Source organism: Micromonospora olivasterospora, from assembly GCF_007830265.1.
Taxonomy (GTDB): domain Bacteria; phylum Actinomycetota; class Actinomycetes; order Mycobacteriales; family Micromonosporaceae; genus Micromonospora; species Micromonospora olivasterospora.
This window is the reverse complement of record NZ_VLKE01000001.1, coordinates 1,444,176-1,460,885: the sequence shown is the minus strand read 5'-3', so window position 1 is coordinate 1,460,885 and position 16,710 is coordinate 1,444,176. Positions and strand designations below refer to the sequence as shown.

The 16,710-nt window shown below is 74.0% G+C and carries 15 protein-coding genes and 1 pseudogene; 8 read left to right on the top strand and 8 right to left on the bottom strand.

Translation table 11 applies throughout. The features are described 5' to 3' along the window. Positions 1-67: 67 nt before the first annotated feature. From JD77_RS06475 to JD77_RS06465, 3 genes are all read left to right on the top strand, one after another. A complete protein-coding gene (locus JD77_RS06475) occupies positions 68-412 on the top strand; it encodes a S24/S26 family peptidase (RefSeq protein ID WP_281292084.1) in 345 nt (114 codons plus the stop codon). Positions 413-561: 149 nt separating this feature from the next. Next, the gene (locus JD77_RS06470) at positions 562-1,740 is read left to right on the top strand and encodes an NAD(P)-dependent malic enzyme (RefSeq protein WP_145773473.1); all 1,179 of its coding nucleotides are present in this window, start codon (positions 562-564) and stop codon (positions 1,738-1,740) included. 71 nt (positions 1,741-1,811) lie between these two features. Then, positions 1,812-2,765: a zinc-binding dehydrogenase gene (locus JD77_RS06465; protein ID WP_145773472.1), complete on the top strand. Its 954-nt coding sequence runs from the start codon at positions 1,812-1,814 to the stop codon at positions 2,763-2,765. A 57-nt stretch (positions 2,766-2,822) separates the two neighbouring features. Here JD77_RS06465 and JD77_RS06460 read toward each other — a convergent pair whose 3' ends face one another. Both JD77_RS06460 and JD77_RS06455 read right to left on the bottom strand, forming a co-directional pair. Then, positions 2,823-3,791, bottom strand: coding sequence for an alpha/beta hydrolase family protein (locus JD77_RS06460; protein ID WP_145773471.1), 969 nt, complete (start codon positions 3,789-3,791; stop codon positions 2,823-2,825). A gap of 62 nt (positions 3,792-3,853) precedes the next feature. Next, positions 3,854-4,729: an alpha/beta hydrolase family protein gene (locus tag JD77_RS06455; RefSeq protein WP_145773470.1), complete on the bottom strand. Its 876-nt coding sequence runs from the start codon at positions 4,727-4,729 to the stop codon at positions 3,854-3,856. Positions 4,730-4,887: 158 nt separating this feature from the next. Here JD77_RS06455 and JD77_RS31900 point away from each other — a divergent pair, with 158 nt between their 5' ends. After that, entirely contained in the window at positions 4,888-5,058 is a 171-nt protein-coding gene (locus tag JD77_RS31900; protein WP_170286386.1) for a hypothetical protein, read from the top strand. A gap of 103 nt (positions 5,059-5,161) precedes the next feature. Here JD77_RS31900 and JD77_RS06450 read toward each other — a convergent pair whose 3' ends face one another. The 6 genes from JD77_RS06450 to JD77_RS06430 form a co-directional block, all read right to left on the bottom strand. Beyond that, positions 5,162-6,277, bottom strand: coding sequence for an acetate/propionate family kinase (locus JD77_RS06450; protein WP_145773469.1), 1,116 nt, complete (start codon positions 6,275-6,277; stop codon positions 5,162-5,164). Between the two features lie 146 nt (positions 6,278-6,423). Continuing rightward, positions 6,424-6,600 carry a DUF6104 family protein gene (locus JD77_RS31895; protein ID WP_170286385.1) on the bottom strand — a complete coding sequence of 59 codons (177 nt, stop codon included), beginning with the start codon at positions 6,598-6,600 and terminating at the stop codon, positions 6,424-6,426. Between the two features lie 82 nt (positions 6,601-6,682). Then, positions 6,683-10,378, bottom strand: coding sequence for a multifunctional oxoglutarate decarboxylase/oxoglutarate dehydrogenase thiamine pyrophosphate-binding subunit/dihydrolipoyllysine-residue succinyltransferase subunit (locus JD77_RS06445; RefSeq protein ID WP_145773468.1), 3,696 nt, complete (start codon positions 10,376-10,378; stop codon positions 6,683-6,685). 266 nt (positions 10,379-10,644) lie between these two features. Beyond that, on the bottom strand, positions 10,645-11,478 hold the full coding sequence (locus tag JD77_RS06440; protein WP_145773467.1) for an ABC transporter permease subunit: 834 nt from the start codon (positions 11,476-11,478) through the stop codon (positions 10,645-10,647). Continuing rightward, entirely contained in the window at positions 11,475-12,413 is a 939-nt protein-coding gene (locus JD77_RS06435) for an ABC transporter ATP-binding protein (protein ID WP_145773466.1), read from the bottom strand. The genes JD77_RS06440 and JD77_RS06435 overlap by 4 nt, the downstream gene beginning before the upstream one ends. Before the next feature lie 208 nt (positions 12,414-12,621). Then, the gene (locus tag JD77_RS06430) at positions 12,622-13,281 is read right to left on the bottom strand and encodes a hypothetical protein (RefSeq protein WP_145773465.1); all 660 of its coding nucleotides are present in this window, start codon (positions 13,279-13,281) and stop codon (positions 12,622-12,624) included. Positions 13,282-13,409: 128 nt separating this feature from the next. On the opposite strand from JD77_RS06430, the gene JD77_RS06425 reads away from it, so the two are divergent. The 4 genes and pseudogenes from JD77_RS06425 to JD77_RS06410 all read left to right on the top strand — a co-directional run bounded on the left by JD77_RS06425 (position 13,410) and on the right by JD77_RS06410 (position 16,647). Beyond that, positions 13,410-14,219 carry a GNAT family N-acetyltransferase gene (locus JD77_RS06425; RefSeq protein ID WP_145773464.1) on the top strand — a complete coding sequence of 270 codons (810 nt, stop codon included), beginning with the start codon at positions 13,410-13,412 and terminating at the stop codon, positions 14,217-14,219. Beyond that, positions 14,216-15,102 (top strand): annotated as a pseudogene (locus JD77_RS06420) (lysophospholipid acyltransferase family protein). The gene JD77_RS06425 and the pseudogene JD77_RS06420 overlap by 4 nt, the downstream one beginning before the upstream one ends. A 103-nt stretch (positions 15,103-15,205) precedes the next feature. Beyond that, positions 15,206-16,036, top strand: a complete 831-nt coding sequence (locus tag JD77_RS06415; RefSeq protein WP_145773463.1) for a DUF4097 family beta strand repeat-containing protein — start codon at positions 15,206-15,208, stop codon at positions 16,034-16,036. After that, positions 16,033-16,647: a PadR family transcriptional regulator gene (locus tag JD77_RS06410; RefSeq protein ID WP_145773462.1), complete on the top strand. Its 615-nt coding sequence runs from the start codon at positions 16,033-16,035 to the stop codon at positions 16,645-16,647. Before JD77_RS06415 ends, JD77_RS06410 begins: the two co-directional genes overlap by 4 nt. The last annotated feature ends 63 nt before the right edge of the window (positions 16,648-16,710 follow it).

The following is a 16,710-nucleotide window of genomic DNA, read 5'->3' as shown; positions in this document are numbered from 1 at the left end:
TGTTTGCGATGATCCAAGATGACATTACTCCTGGACATGCTCCCCGGAAGCGTGGAGGTGAAACCCGGTGCGCCCCGACGAACCCCGGGCCGCCGACCTGCTGCGGGGCCCCCTCGCGGCGGTGCTGGTGACCGGCCCCTCCATGGCCCCCACGCTGCGCCACGGCGACGCGCTGCTGGTGCGGCGGGGCGGGCGTCCGGTCCGCCCGGGTGACCTGGTGGTCGCGGTCTTCCGCGCCCGCCCGGAACTGCTCGTGGTCAAGCGCGCGGTCCGCGTGCAGGACGGGGGCTGGTGGGTGCGCGGGGACAACGACCTGGTGACGGACGACTCGCGCACGTACGGGGTCGCCGACGTGCGGGCCCGCGTGGTGGCCCGCTACTGGCCGCGGCCGCGTCTCTTCCGCCACCCGTAAGTTATGACACTACTCACACTGGAGAGGCACCCCCGACACTATGCTCGGCAGGTGCCCGGGTGACCCCCCGCACCGCGCCACCGCCGCTCGTCGCCCCACCTCGCGTCCGCGGCGGCAGCCTCGTCTGCTCGACAGATCCTGGAGTCACCATGTCTTCGTCCACTGTGGATCCCGCCGATCCCGTCTTCCGGTTGCACGCCGGCGGCAAGATGGCCGTCACGTCGACCGTGCCGCTGACCAGCCGCGACGACCTCTCCCTCGCGTACACCCCCGGGGTGGCCCGGGTGTGCGAGGCGATCGCCGCCGACCCCGCCCTCGCCGACGACTACACCTGGGCGGCGCACACCGTCGCCGTGGTGACCGACGGGTCGGCCGTGCTCGGCCTGGGCAACATCGGCCCGCGCGCGGCGCTGCCCGTGATGGAGGGCAAGGCGGTGCTGTTCAAGCAGTTCGGCGGAGTGGACGCGGTACCGGTCTGCCTGGACACCCAGGACGTCGACGAGATCGTCGCCGTGGTGACGGCCCTCGCGCCCTCGTTCGGCGGGATCAACCTGGAGGACATCAGCGCGCCGCGCTGCTTCGAGGTGGAGCGCCGGCTCGACGAGGCCCTGCCGATTCCGGTCTTCCACGACGACCAGCACGGCACCGCGATCGTCGTGCTCGCCGCCCTGCGCAACGCGGCCACCCTGCTCAACCGCAAGCTCGGCGACCTGCGGGTCGTGGTCAGCGGGGCGGGGGCCGCCGGCGTGGCGGTGACCCGGATGCTGATCGCCGGCGGCGTGGACGCCGACCGGGTGGTCGTCTGTGACTCCCGGGGGATCATCGGCCGGCACCGCACCGACCTCACCGGCAGCAAGGCGGGGCTGGCGGCGGACACCAACGCCGAGGGCCGGCAGGGCGACATCGGCGAGGCACTGCGCGGCGCGGACGTGCTGATCGGCGTCTCCGGCGGCCAGATCCCCGAGGCGGCCGTGGCCGGGATGGCCCCCGGCGGAATCGTCTTCGCGCTGGCCAACCCGACCCCCGAGGTGCACCCCGAGGTGGCCGCCCGGCACGTCGCGGTCGTGGCCACCGGCCGCAGCGACTACCCGAACCAGATCAACAACGTGCTGGCCTTCCCCGGGGTGTTCCGGGGTGCCCTCGACGCGCGGGCCACGCGGATCACCGACGGGATGAAGGTGGCCGCCGCGGACGCGATCGCCAACGTGGTCGCCGAGACGCTCACCGCCGAGGCGATCGTGCCGTCGCCGCTGGACCCCCGGGTCGCCCCGGCGGTCGCCGAGGCCGTCGCCGAGGCCGCCCGCCGCGACGGCGTCGCCCGCGCCTGACACGGAAGAAGGGGCCCGCCATGTGGCCGGGCCCCTTCTTGTCACCCACTTCCCTTGTTACGGTGCCGATCATGCGTGCTGCCTTCGCCTCCAGCTTCGACGCCGACAACCCGCTCGCCGCGCTGACCGTCGGCGAGCGGCCGGAGCCGACCCACCCCGAGGACGACTGGGTGACCGTGCGGGTGCTGGCCAGCTCGCTCAACCACCACGACCTCTGGTCCCTGCGCGGCGTCGGGCTCACCACCGACCGGCTGCCGATGATCCTCGGCTGCGACGCCGTCGGCGTGGACCCGGACGGCAACCACGTCGTGGTCTACCCGCTGATCGCCGACCCGGGTGACCCGCGCGGGATGTCGATCCTCTCCGAGCACTTCCCCGGCACCTTCGCCGAGCGGGTCGCCGTACCCCGGATGAACCTGCTGCCCCTGCCGGCCGGCGTGTCGGCGGCGGACGCCGCCTGCCTGCCCACCGCCTGGCTCACCGCCTGGCGGATGCTCACCACCAAGGGCCGGGTGGAGGACGCCGAGGCGGTGCTGGTGCAGGGTGCCGGGGGTGGCGTGGCGACCGCGGCCGTCGCGCTCGCCGTCGCGCTCGGCAAGCGGGTGTACGCGACCAGCCGCGCCGCCGGCAAGCGGGAGCGGATCATGGAGCTGGGTGCGACGGCGCTGGAGCCGGGTGCCCGGCTGCCGGAGCGGGTCGACGTGGTGATCGAGACGGTCGGGGCGGCGACCTTCGACCACTCCCTCAAGTCGGCCGCGCCGCGGGCCCGCATCGTGGTCTCGGGGGCGACCGCAGGGCACGAGCCGAAGGTCAACCTGCGGCGGATCTTCGCCATGCAGTTGGAGATCCTCGGCACCTCGATGGGCACCCCGGGCGAGCTGACGGAGCTGCTGGCGTTCTGCGCCGAGCACGAGGTGCGCCCGGTGGTGGACAGCGTGGTGCCGTTCAGCCGGATCGAGGAGGGGTTCGCCCGGCTGGCCTCCGGCGAGGTCTTCGGGAAGGTCGTCGTCGACCACACGGCGTGACCCGCCCGGGCCGCTGGTGCGGGGCCCTCCTCGCGCCAGCGGCGCCAAGAAGGGCCCCTACAACCGGTCGTCGAGGGTGGCGATCCCGCCCCGGGTGGCGTCGGCCGGGAGCCGGCGCTTGGCCGCCGCGTCGCCGTACAGCGTCCAGCGGAGGAACTCGACGGTGGTGTCCGAGACCACCCGCAGGGCGGCGCCGTCGGTGAGCAGCGCCCGACCGTGGTCGCCCTTCGGCAGGCTCAGCATCGCCTTGGGCCAGGGCACCCTGTCGTACGCCGCCCTGCCGGCCGCGTAGTCGACCACCTCGTCGGCCTCCCCGTGCACAAAGAGCTGCGGCGCGGCGGCCCCGGCGAACGCCGTACCCACCCCGAGCGCGGTGCCGGCGAAGACCACGCCCGCGTCCAACCGGTCGTCCCGCCCCGCCGTGAACAGCCCGATCGTGGTCACCCCACCGGCCGAGTGCCCCGCCGCGGCCACCCGGTCGGTGGCCAGCCGGCCGCGCAGCGGATCGCCCGCCGCCCCGTCGAGGGCGAGCACCTTCGTCAGCGCGTACGACACGTCGGCGGGCTGGTTGAGCACGTCCAGCACGTTGCCGTCGGTGCCCCGGGAGGTGTGCGGGAACGCCGGCGCGGCCACCACGAACCCGGCCGCCGCCCAGCGGGTGACCAGGGTCGCGTAGTCGTCCGGCCGGCCGCCCAACCCGTGGCTGAACATGACGACGGGGAACCGCCCCGCGGCGGGTGCCGCCGACCGCTCCGCCGCGCCGCCCGCCGCCCCACGCGCCGGGTACCAGAGGGTCACCGGCAGCGGCCGGTCGCCGTCGCGGTTCAGCCTCAGCTCGCGTACGCCGACGGCGAAGGGCTCGCTCGGCGCGCTGCCGGCGGGCACCCGCGGCGCCGGGGTGGTGGCCTTCGGCGACTCCGCCGGCGGCGCGGCGCGCCAGGCCGGCCCGGTGTCGCCGGAGCAGCCGGCCAGGCCGGCGGCGAGCAGCACGGCGGCGAGCGTGGCGGAGACACGACGGCGGGGCATGAACCCGATTGTGCCTCGCGTGGCGGGTGCCCCGGTCGGCGTCACCCCGGTCAGGGTCCCTCCTATGCCGGGGGCGTGCGGAAGGGGCCCTTCCTGTCCGGCGGGAGGCGGCGGAGGGCCGCCCCGTCGGCGTAGAGGGCCCACCGGAGGAAGTCCGTGGTGGCGGCGAGGACCCGGGGGAAGTCCGGGTCGCCGGGGGCCAGGTACTCGCCGTGGCCCCGGCCGGGCAGGGCGAGGAACACGGCCGGGCCGGGCGTCCGGTCGTACGCGGCGCGGCCGACGCCCGCCGGGACGACCGGGTCCGCGTCCCCGTGCACGAACAGCAGCGGCGCGGCGGCCCCGGCGAAGGCGCCGGGCAGCCCGCCGCCGGCGATCACGATGCCCGCCCGGAGCCGGGGCGAGTGCCCGGCGGCGAACATCCCGGCGGTGGTGAAGCCGCCCGCCGAGTGCCCGGCCGCCGCGAACCGGGCGACGTCCAGGTGGCCGGCAAGCGGGTCGCCCCGGCGGGCGTCGAGCCGGACCAGGTGCCGGACCAGCCGCCAGGCGTCGGCGGGCTGGTTGCGCACGTCCGCCCGGGTGAACCGGGCCGCGCCGCGCCGGGTGTGCGGGTACGCCGGCGCCGCCACCACGAACCCGGCGGCGGCCCACCGGGTGGTCAGCGGGGCGTGCAGCTCGGGCAGGCTGTCCAGCCCGTGGCTGAACACGACGACGGGCAAGCGCCCCGGCGCGACCGCGCCCCGGCTGGCGGGATACCAGACGGTCACCGGCAGCGGGCGCGGCCCGGCCGGGTCGAGGGTGAACGTCCGAGTCCCGACCGCGTACGCCACGGTGGGCGCGGGCCGGGCCGGCGCGACGGTCGAGGTGGCGGCGGTCGCCGTACCGCAGCCGGCCAGCAGCAGCGCCGTCGTCGCCACGGCGACCAGCCGTCGTACCCTCACGGATGCCACGGTAGGTGGCCCGGACCCCGGTCCGACCCCGCCGTCCGTACCGGTCGGCAAGGCCACCCGGTCGGGGTCGCTCGGCCGATCCGACGGTCCCCGCGCCGCGCCGCCCGCGGAGGTCTGCCCAGGTGGCGGCGTCCGCTATGGTCGGCGCCATGCCTGACGAGTACGTGGACCCCAGCGGCAACACCGAGCAGTTCCGGGCCTTCGCCCACGCGCCGGACGCCGCCACGCCCGCCGCCGCGTCCCGCGCGCCGCTGGTCGCCGGCGTCGTGGCGGTGGCGGTGCTGCTGGTGGCCGTGGCCGCCTGGCTGGCCCTGAGCTGAGCGAGCGGGCCGACCCGCGGCCGCGCCCGGCGCCGCCGCGCGCGCCGCTGACCGGGTGACCCGGAGGCCGGGCGGCCCGTCGGTGCGGGACGGGCGCGGGAGGTCAGCCCCCCGCCACGACGGCGCGGGTCTCCCGGGCGATCTCCCGTTCCTCGTCGGTGGCGATCACGCACACGGCGACCTCGGCGTCGTCGGGGGAGACGACCCGGTCGCCCGTGCCCTCGTTGCGCCCCGGGTCGATCCTGATGCCGAGCCGGTCCAGGCCGGCCAGCGCGGCGGCCCGCACCGGGGCGGCCTTCTCGCCGACGCCGGCCGTGAAGGTGACCGCGTCGACCCGCCCGAGCAGGGCGTAGTACGCCCCCACGTACCCGGTGATCCGGCGGCAGTACACGTCGAAGGCCAGCGCCGCGTCCCCGTCCCCGGCCTCGCGGCGGGCCAGCACCTCGCGCATGTCGTTGACCCCGGTGAGGCCGCGCAGGCCGCTGCGGTGGTTGAGCAGGTCGTCGATCTGGTCGACGGCGATCCCGCCCTCGCGGTGCAGGTGGAACACGACCGCCGGGTCGAGGTCGCCGCTGCGGGTGCCCATCACCAGGCCCTCCAGCGGGGACATCCCCATCGAGGTGGCCACGCTGCGCCCGCCGGCGACCGCGCAGGCGCTGGCCCCGTTGCCCAGGTGCAGGGTGATGGTGTTCAGCTCGGCGTACGGCCGCTCCAGCAGCTCTGCCGTGCGCCGGGAGACGTACGCGTGGGAGGTGCCGTGGAAGCCGTACCGGCGGATGCCGTACCGCCGGGCGGTGGCCAGGTCGATCGCGTACGTCGCGGCGGCCTCGGGCAGCGTGTGGTGGAACGCGGTGTCGAACACGGCGACCTGCGGAACGTCCGGCAGCGCCGTCCGGGCCACCCGGATGCCGGCCAGGTTCGCCGGGTTGTGCAGCGGGGCGAGCGGGACCAGACTCTCGATCGCGGCGACGACGCGGTCGTCGACGAGCACCGGATCACGGAAGCGCCGCCCGCCGTGCACGACCCGGTGCCCGACCGCGGTCAGTCCGGCCAGATCCAGCCGGTCGAGCACCTCCCGGACCGTCGTCTCGGGGTCGGCGGGGCCACCACCCGGCTCGCCGATCCGCTCGATCTTGCCCCTGTCCCGGGTCTCCTCGCCGTCGTAGACCCGGTACTTCACCGACGACGACCCACAGTTGAGGACCAGCACCTGGCTCACGGGGCCACCTAGGTTCGCGACTGCGGGGCTCGCAGGATCGGCTCACTCCTCGCGCTCACGGGGCCTCCTAGGTTCGCGACTGCGGGGCTCGCAGGACCGGCTCACTCCTCGCGCCGACCGTGTCCTCGTACCCCGGGCGTCGGCTCCTAGTCGTCCTCGTCGTCCAGCCGGGCCAGCCAGGTGGCGAACCGCTCGATCGGCGTCTCGAACTCCGGGTTCAGGTCCACGAAGTCGCGCAGCCGCTCGCCGAGCCACTCCACGCTGACGGACTCGTCGCCCCGGCGTTCGACCAGTTCCTCGATGCCACGGTCGGTGAAGTACATGGTGTCCTCTCAGGAGGGCACCGCCACGCGACCGGGGCAGCGACCCTACGGTCGCTGCCCCGGTGCTGGCGGTGCGGTCAGGTCACGGGCGGGGCAGGGCCGCCTCGATCAGCGCGTTCTGCTCCACCTCGTGCATCTTGGCCGAGCCGACCGCCGGGGCGGCGGCGGCCGGGCGGGAGATGCGACGCAGCCGGACGTCGGACAGGTGCTCCAGCAGGTTGAGCGCGACGAAGCTCCACGCGCCCTGGTTCGCCGGCTCCTCCTGCACCCAGGCGAAGTCCTCGGCGTTCGGGTACTGCGCCAGGGCCGCCCGGATCTCCTCGACGGGCAGCGGGTAGAGCTGCTCCATCCGGATGATCGCGGTGTCGGTGACGCCCCGCTCGGTCCGGGCCTGGAACAGGTCGTAGTAGACCTTGCCCGAGCAGAGCAGCACCCGCTTCACCTGCTGCGGCGCCGGGGCGGCCGGGTCCCGCAGCACCGGCTGGAAGGTGCCGGTGGTGAAGTCCTCGACGGGGGAGACGCAGAGCTTGTTCCGCAGCAGCGACTTTGGCGTGAACACGACCAGCGGCTTGCGCTTCGGCGACAGGGCCTGGCGACGCAGCAGGTGGAAGTGGTTCGCCGGGGTGCTCGGGACGGCCACCCGCATGTTGTCCTCGGCGCAGAGCTGGAGGAACCGCTCCGGCCGGCCGGAGGTGTGGTCCGGGCCCTGGCCCTCGTGGCCGTGCGGCAGCAGCAGGGTGACCGCCGAGCGCTGGCCCCACTTCACCTCGCCGGAGGAGATGAACTCGTCGATCACCGACTGGGCGCCGTTGACGAAGTCGCCGAACTGGGCCTCCCAGCAGACCAGCGCGTTGGGGTTCTCCACCGAGTAGCCGTACTCGAAGCCCATCGCCGCGTACTCGCTGAGCAGGGAGTCGTGCACGAAGAACCGGGACCGCGCGCCGTCGTCGGTGAGCGAGCTCAGCGGGAGGTGGTCCGCACCGGTCTTCGAGTCGACCACGGCCGCGTGCCGCTGCACGAAGGTGCCCCGCCGGGAGTCCTGCCCGGCGAGCCGGACGGTGACCCCGTCGTGCAGCAACGAGCCGAACGCGATGATCTCGCCGAAGCCCCAGTCGATGTTGCCCTCGACGGACATCCGGGCCCGCCGGTCGAGCAGTTGCTGGATGCGCTTGTGCGGGGTGAAACCCTCGGGCAGGTTGACGTGCGCCTCGCCGATCGCCTTGACCACGGCGGCGTCGGTGGCGGTGTCCACCTGCGGCTCCGGCTCGTCCTGGCGGGGCGGGCGGCTCACCTGCCGCGGCGTCGAGGCGGCGTCCCGCGTGGCCTTGAAGACCCGCTCGAGCTTCGCCTGGTAGTCGCGCAGCAGCTCCTCCGCGTCCTCCACGGTGATGTCGCCCCGCCCGATCAGCTCCTCGGTGTAGAGCTTCCGGACCGACCGCTGCGCGTCGATGATCTGGTACATCTGCGGGTTCGACATCGACGGGTCGTCGCCCTCGTTGTGCCCGCGCCGGCGGTAGCAGACCATGTCGATCACGACGTCCTTGTTGAACGCCTGCCGGTACTCGAACGCCAGCCGGGCGACCCGGACCACGGCCTCGGGGTCGTCGCCGTTGACGTGGAAGATCGGCGCCTGGATCATCCGGGCGACGTCGGTGCTGTAGAGGCTGGACCGGGAGTGCTCCGGGGCGGTGGTGAAGCCGACCTGGTTGTTGACCACCACGTGCACCGTGCCGCCGGTGCGGTAGCCACGCAGCTGGGAGAGGTTGAGCGTCTCGGCGACCACGCCCTGGCCGGCGAAGGCGGCGTCGCCGTGCACCGCCAGCGGCAGCACGGTGTACCCCTCCAGCTTGAGGTCGATCCGGTCCTGCTTGGCCCGGACGATGCCCTCCAGCACCGGGTCGACGGCCTCCAGGTGCGACGGGTTCGCCACCACCGAGACCTTGACGGCGTGCTCGCCGTCCGGGGTGGTGAACTTGCCGTTCTGGCCGAGGTGGTACTTCACGTCGCCCGAGCCCTGCGTGGTGCGCGGGTCGAGGTGCCCCTCGAACTCCGAGAAGATCTTCTCGTACGGCTTGCCGACGATGTTGGCCAGCACGTTCAGCCGGCCCCGGTGGGCCATGCCGATGACGACCTCGTCGAGCCCCGCCTCGGCGGAGCACTCCAGCACCTCGCCGAGCAGCGGGATCAGCGACTCGCCGCCCTCCAGCGAGAAGCGCTTCTGGCCGACGTACTTGGTCTGCAGGAAGGTCTCGAACGCCTCGGCGGCGTTGAGCCGGTTGAGCACGTGCTTCTGCTCGTCCGGGGTCGGCTTCTCGTACTTGCGCTCGATCCGCTCCTGGATCCAGCGCCGCTCCTCCGGGTCCTGGATGTGCATGTACTCGATGCCGACCCGGCGGCAGTACGAGTCGCGCAGCACGCCGAGGATCGAGCGCAGCTTCATCCGCTGCTTGCCGGCGAACCCGTTGACCGGGAAGGTCCGGTCGAGGTCCCACAGGGTCAGGCCGTGCTCCAGGACGTCCAGGTCCGGGTGCTTACGGATCTTGAACTCCAGCGGGTCGGTGTCGGCCATCAGGTGGCCGCGCACCCGGTACGCGTGGATCAGCTCGTGCACCCGCGCGGTCTTGTTGATCTGGCCCTCGGAGTCGACCAAGACGTCCCGCATCCAGCGCACCGGCTCGTAGGGGATGCGCAGCGAGGTGAAGATCTGGTCGTAGAAGCCGCGCTCGCCGAGCAGCAGCTCGTGCATCACCTTGAGGAACTCGCCCGACTGGGCGCCCTGGATGATCCGGTGGTCGTACGTGCTGGTCAGCGTGATGATCTTGCTGACGGCCAGCTCGGCGAGGGTGGCCTCGCTCATCCCCTGGTACGGCGCCGGGTACTCCATCGCGCCGACGCCGATGATGGCGCTCTGCCCGGTCATCAGGCGCGGGATCGAGTGGACGGTGCCGATGCCGCCCGGGTTGGTCAGCGAGATCGTGGTGCCGGAGTAGTCCTCCATGGTCAGCTCGTTGCGGCGGGCGCGCCGGACCACGTCCTCGTACGCCTGCCAGAACTGCCGGAAGTCCATCTGCTCGCAGGCCTTGATGGACGGCACCACCAGGGTGCGGCTGCCGTCCGGCTTGGCCAGGTCGATCGCGATGCCCAGGTTGACGTGCTCCGGGCGCACCAGCGTCGGCTTGCCGTCGGCCTCGGCGTAGGAGTTGTTCATCTCCGGGTGCTCGACCAGCGCCCGGACCATCGCGTACCCGATCAGGTGGGTGAAGCTGACCTTGCCGCCACGCCCGCGGGCGAGGTGGTTGTTGATCACGATCCGGTTGTCGACCAGCAGCTTGGCCGGGACGGCGCGGACGCTCGTCGCGGTCGGCACGCTCAGCGAGGCGTCCATGTTCTGGACGATCTTCGCGGCGACACCGCGCAGCGGCGTGGTCTGGGCGCCCGCGCCGGCCGGCTTGGCGGGGGTGGCCTTGGCGGCGGCCGGCTTGGCGGGCGCGGCCGGCTTCGCGGGCGCCTTCTCGACCGGCGGCGCGGCCGGCTGGGTGACCGTCGCGGCCGGCTCCGGCGCGGCGGCGGGCTCGGGCGCGGCGGGGGCGGCCTGCACCGGCGCACCCTCCGGCGCGTCGGCGCCCGGGGCCTGGCGGTAGTCGGCGAAGAAGTCGTGCCAGGCCGAATCGACACTGCTTGGGTCGGCGAGGTAGCGCTGGTACATCTCCTCGACGATCCACTCGTTCGGGCCGAAACCCGCCAGTGGGTTCTCCTGCGAAGTCTGCTGGGTCGACACGGCCGGTAATCGCCTCTTTCACGCGGGTTTGTGTGTCACGCGGTGTCCGCCGTCGCCCGCGCAGGCGGGCGAGCAGGAGACGGCTCCCAGGCTACGCCGTACGAATACGGTAAGCATTGCCGCCTCCGTCGCGTGTTCGGTTTCACAGAAGCCGCGAGAGTTCCTGCGCACCCCGTGTCCCCTCGACTCCGGCGCGGGTATGGGCCGGCCCCGACGGGTGGCCATAGATCACCCATCGGGGCCGGCTCCTCACTGTTCGTTCAAGATCAAGCGATGTCGCGCCGTCGCGTGATCAAGGTTCCGACCGCTCCGGTGACCACGGCGTACGTGATCAGTACGACCGCGCCGGCCCACTGCGGTGGGCTACCCGGCAATTCGGTACCGCTGATCATCAGCGTGGAGGCGGTGGACGGGATGATCACGGCGAGCTTGCCGATCCAGTCCCAGCCCAGCCACTCCTGGAGCAGGAAGAACACCAGGTTCGCGGCTGTCGTACCGACCAGGTACAGCACCACTGCGGTGATGGTCGCGCCGATCTGGCTGCGGATCAGCACGCCGAACCCGACGCCGAAGATGCCCCACAGCACGTACGCGAGCAGGTTCAGCAGGATCGCCCGGGTGATGTCCCATTCGCCGAAGTGGGTCTCCCACCCCTTGGCGGCGAAATAGATGAACGTGGCGGGGATGGTGAGGGCCGTGGTCAACAGCCAGAACAGCGCACCGATCAGCGCGGCCGTGACCAACTTGGCGGCCACCACCACCGACCGGTGCGGCGTGGTGAGGAAGGTCGTCGTCGCGGTCTGGTGATAGAACTCGTTGGTCACCACGAGGATGCCGAGCATCATGACGAACAGCAGCCCGAAGTACTGGCCTGAGGTGAAGAGGTTCGCCGCCTGGTAGACGTCGCTGGCTGCGGCGCGAAGCTGCTCCGCCTGCTCGGCCGGAACGCTGTCGAGGTCCTGCTCTCCGCTGAGGGAGAAGCTGGCGTTCACCGCGTTCACCAGGAACGCCAGCGCGAGCGTGACCAGGGTGCCGAGACCGAAGATCCACCAGGTGTTCGTGGTGCGGATCTTGAGCAGCTCGGATCGGACGAGGTTCATCGGATGCCCGCCTTTCCGGCCGTCAGCTCCAGGAACACGCCCTCCAGGTCGGGCCGTTCCGTGGTCAGTTCGTGCAACTCCACCTTGGCCGCGAGGGCGGCCCGACCGATGGCCGGGGCGTCCACCCCACCGACCAGCAGGACGCCGGGCTCGCCGGTCTCCACGGTCGCGGACAGCTCGCGCAGCGCCGCGGCCAACTCCTCGGCCTGCGGGGTGCGCACCCGAACCCGGCCGCCCTGCGACATCGAGCCGATCACCTGCTCGACCGGGCCCTGCCGGACCAGCTTGCCGGCCGCGATGATCACCACGTCGTCGGCGAGGAGCTGCATCTCCGACAGCAGGTGGCTGGACACCAGCACCGTCCGGCCCTCCTGGGCCAGCCCCTTGAGGAAGCCGCGCATCCACCGGATGCCCTCCGGGTCGAGCCCGTTGGCCGGCTCGTCGAGGATCAGCAACCGGGGGTCGCCGAGCATCGCGGCGGCGATGCCGAGGCGCTGCTTCATGCCGAGCGAGTAGCCCTTGAACTTGCGCTTGGCCGCCGGGGTCAGGCCGACCAGGGCCAGCGCCTCGTCGGCCCGCTGCCTCGGCAGCCCGGCCGCCGCGCAGATCACCCGCAGGTGGTTGACGCCGGTGCGGCCCTTGTGCGCGCTCGACGCCTCCAGCACCGCGCCGACGTGGCGCAGCGGGTCGGCCAGGTCGGCGTACCGGTGGCCGCCGATCGTCGCCGTGCCCCCGGTCGGGGTCACCAAATTCAGCAGCATGCGGAGCGTGGTGGTCTTGCCGGCGCCGTTCGGGCCGAGGAAGCCGGTCACCCGCCCCGGTTCGACCGTGAACGACAGATTGTCGACCGCCCGGACGTTCTTGTACTGCTTCGTCAGGCCGGACACCACGATCTGACCGTTGCTGGTGGTGGGGCTTCGCTGCCCGTCAGACATCGTTCTCCTCCCGTGCGTGGCGCGAGGTCGCGCCGAGTGTCGTGGCGCTGTTGCGGACGCGCCGTCGCACAGCGTGGCAAGGCGGCGCAACCAGGTCAATCAGGCGCGGCACCTAGATGCGCCTCCGCCTCAGGCAGGAGACCGTCATCCCCAGGGACGAGATCGCCCGCCCGGGCCGTCCGCCGCGCCTGGCGGTGACGGGCGGCGGTCAGGCCCCGGGCAGGGCGATCCAGGTGGCGCGGGCGCGGCCCAGCAGCCGCCCGTCCGGGCCGTACAGGCTGGTGCGCACCAGCGCCTTGCGCCCCTCGCCGCCGACGGCCACGCCGGTCACCACGCACTCGTCGCCCGGGGCCGGCAGCGCATCGACCACGGCGGCCATCCGGCCGAGCACGTACGGGCGCCCGGGGGCGATCACGGCCCAGCCGCCGGGGCAGTCCAGCGCGGCCCAGACCGTGGCCGGGTCGACCTCCGCCGGTGCGGTGAACGCGGCCGCCGTCCGGCCGTCCGCCAGCCGGCCGGGGAAGATCCGCAACCCGTCGGCCCGGTCCGGGCCGCAGACGTAGCAGCCGGGGAAGGGGTGGTCCACCAGGCCGGGGTACGCCGCCGAGGCGGTCCGCGCCGTCTCGACGTCCACCGGTGGCACCGCCTCGGGGTCCTCGTCGACCGCCCGCACCTGCGCGATCAGGAGTCCGTCGGGGTCGCGTACCTCGCCGGGGGCGACGGTCAGCGGTGTCTCCAGCGGCGGCGGCTGCCGCAGCGTCACCTCGACGACGCCGCGGTGCCCGCCGGTGGCGGTGGCGAAGGCGCCCGCGCTCCAGCCGCCGTTGCCCGAGCCGGGCGGGCCGTTGAACCTCGCTGGGATGATCATGTCCAACCTCCTGCGGGCAGCCTCGCACGCCCGCCCCGGCCGGGTGGGGAGGCCCCCGCCGGACGGCGTTCACCGGATCGACACCGGTCGTCCCCGCTGCCGGCACCCGGGCCACCTACACAGTGCTCATGGCTGTTCTGTCCGTCGCTGGCGCGCCCCTGACGACCAGCGGATACACCCTCCTGATCGCCGACGACCCGACACAGGTCGCCGCCGCGCAACGCCTGCGCCACGAGGTGTTCGCCACCGAGCTCGGGGCGACCCTGCGTCCCGGCCCGGTCGGCCTGGACACTGACGATCTCGACGCCCACTGCGACCACCTGATCGTGCGCGAGGAGCGCACCGGGGCGGTGGTCGGCACGTACCGGCTGCTGCCGCCGGGACGGACCGGCCGCCGGTACGCCGACGGCGAGTTCGACCTGAGCGCCCTCGACCCGCTCCGCGACGTCCTGGTGGAGGCCGGCCGGTCCTGCGTCCACCCGGACCACCGTTCCGGTGCGGTGGTCAACCTGATGTGGGCCGGCATCGCCCGCTACCTGCACCTGCGCGGCTCCCGCTGGCTGGGCGGCTGCGCCTCGGTGCCGGTGGGCGACGGGGGACGGCTCGCCGCCGGGGTGTGGGCGCAGGTGGCCGCCCGGCACCTGGCGCCCCCGCCGCTGCGGGTACGCCCGCTGCGGCCCTGGTTCGCCGAGCCGGGCGCGGTCGCCCCGGAGGCACCCACCCCGGCGGCCGGCGCGGTCGTCCCGGGCGCGGCCGGGTCCGCCGACCGGGTGGCCGTTCCGCCACTGCTGCGCGGGTACCTGCGGCTCGGCGCGTGGGTGGCCGGCGAGCCGGCGTACGACCCGGACTTCCGGGTGGCCGACTTCTACGTGCTGTTTTCCCTGGACCGGATGAACCCCCGCTACCTGCGGCACTTTCTCGGCGGGGGCGGGTCGTGACCGCCGCCCACCACCTCTGGCGGCCGGCCTCCGGCTGCGGGCCGGACTGCCTGCCCCGGCCCGGTGAGGTCCCCACCGTGCCGGTCGCCCGCCGGCTGGTCCGGCTGGTCGGCGTACTCGGGATGCTGGCGGCCGGGGCCGGGCTGGCCGCGCTGCTGCCCGCGCTGCCGGCCGAGGCGCGCCGGTCGGCGGTGCGGCGCTGGGCCCGGGGACGGCCCGGGCCTGCGGCGTCCGGCTGGTGGTGCGGGGCCGGCTGCCCCGCCGGCGGGCGCTCGTGGTCGCCAACCACCTGTCGTGGCTGGACATCCTCGCGGTGCTGGCGGTGGCGCCTGCCCGCATGCTGGCCAAGCGCGAGGTGCGCGACTGGCCGCTGATCGGGCTGCTGGCCGCCGCGGCGGGCGCGCTCTTCGTGGACCGCGCGCGCCCCCGGGCGCTGCCGGCCACGGTGGCCCGGGTGGCGGCGGCGCTGCGGGCGGGTCACCCGGTCGCGGTCTTTCCCGAGGGTACGACCTGGTGCGGCGTCCTGCCCGGGTGCCGCCCCGGCGGCGGGTTCCGGCCGGCGGTGTTCCAGGCCGCGGTCGACGCCGGGGCGCCCGTCGTGCCGGTGCGGATCGGCTACCGCCTGGCCGGTGCCGCGCCCGACCCGACCACCGCCCCGGGCTTCCTCGGCGACGAGAGCCTGGGCCGGTCGGTCTGGCGGGTGCTCGGGGCCCGCGGCCTGACGGCGGAGGTGACGGTCGCCGCCGCGCTGCACCCGGGTGCCGGGGCGGACCGGCGGCTGCTGGCCCGGGCCGCCGAGGCGGCGGTACGCCTGCCGATGCCCCGGCCCGCCGCCGCGCCCCCGGCGCCCACGCTGCGGGTGGGGGTGGGCCTGGCGGCCTGACGGCTCCCCGACACGCGACTGTCTTGTTCAGTCGCGATGTATCGCGTTACTCTCTCCGCAGGGATACGCGCCGGACGCGCGCGTACCGGGCGGGGAGGAAACCATGGCCAGCTGGTCCGTCGACAGTCCGCAGCGGCTCACCCTGGACGAGCCGGTCACCTCGCTGGACGTACGCCTGGTCGCCGGGCGGCTCAACGTCGTCGGCACGGACGGGCCGGCCCGGGTGGACGTCTCCCGGATCGGCCGCCGCCCGGTGATCGTGGAGCACCGGGACGGCGTGCTGACCGTCCGGCACGAGCGCCACCCCCGGCTGCCCGGGGTGCTCTGGTGGCTCGGCCAACTGGGCCGCCGCTTCCGGGCCGACGTCTCGATCGCCGTCCCCGCCGACGCGGCGGCCGACCTCGCGCTGATCGACGGGCCGCTGGTCGTCTCGGGCCTGCGCCGGCGCACCCGGGCCGACGTCACCTCCGGGCAGATCACCCTGATGGGGGTCCGGGGCCGCACCGAGGCGAAGGTCGTCTCCGGGTCGGTGGAGGCGCTGGGGGTGGCCGGCGACGTGAGCCTGGAGACCGTCTCCGGGGAGCTGGTGATCGCCGACAGCGCCGCCGGCAGCGTCCGGGCCCACACCGTCTCCGGCGAGATCACCTGCGACCTGGACAACCCGCGCGGCAGCGACATCCAGCTCAGCACCATCTCCGGCGCGATCACCGTGCGCGTGCGCGAGGACAGCGATCTCGCCGTCCACCTGCACACCACCTCGGGCCGGATCACCAGCGGCTTCCCCCAGGTGCGTGACCGCGCGGGGCTCGGCGCCGTGCGCGACAGCGCGGGGATCATCGGCGCCGGAGCCGGTAAGCTCCGGGCGACCGCGACCTCCGGCAGCATCGCGCTGCTCGCCCGTCCGGTCGACGGTGACGAGGGGGAGCGGCCGTGAGCGGGGTGTTCAGCCACGGGCGGCTCCGGCTCTATTTGCTCAAGCTCCTCGACGACGGCCCCAAGCACGGGTACGAGCTGATCCGCCTGCTGGAGGACCGCTTCCTCGGCCTGTACGCGCCCAGCGCCGGCACCATCTACCCACGGCTGCAACGGCTGGAGGTCGAGGGCCTGGTCGCGCACACCGCCGTCGGCGGCCGGAAGGTCTACGAGATCACCGAGGCGGGCCGGGCCGAGCTGCGCCAGCGCGCCGCCGAGGTGGCGGCCCTGGAGTCCGACATCAGCGCCTCGGTGCAGGACCTGTCCGCCCTGGCCGGGGAGATCCAGACCGAGGTACGGGGCTCGGTGCGCGACCTCAAGCGGGAGCTGCGCGAGGCGGCGCGGCAGACCCGGCGTACCCGGTGGGAGGCGCCGTCACCACCCCCGGGCCCGCAGCGGGCCGCCGGGCCGGAGGGCTCCCCGCTGCTCGCGGAGTTCGACCAGCGGCTGGCCGCGTTCACGGTCGAGGTCGGCGCCCTGGTACGCGCCGGTCGGCTCAGCGACGCCCAGCTCCGTACGGCGATCCGCGTCCTCGACGGCGCACTGGACGGCCTGCGCCGGATGCTCCGCTGACCGCGGGCCACCCGGCTTCGCTCTCAGGGAGTCTCCAGGAAGCGCCCAGCGCGGGCGCAGCGA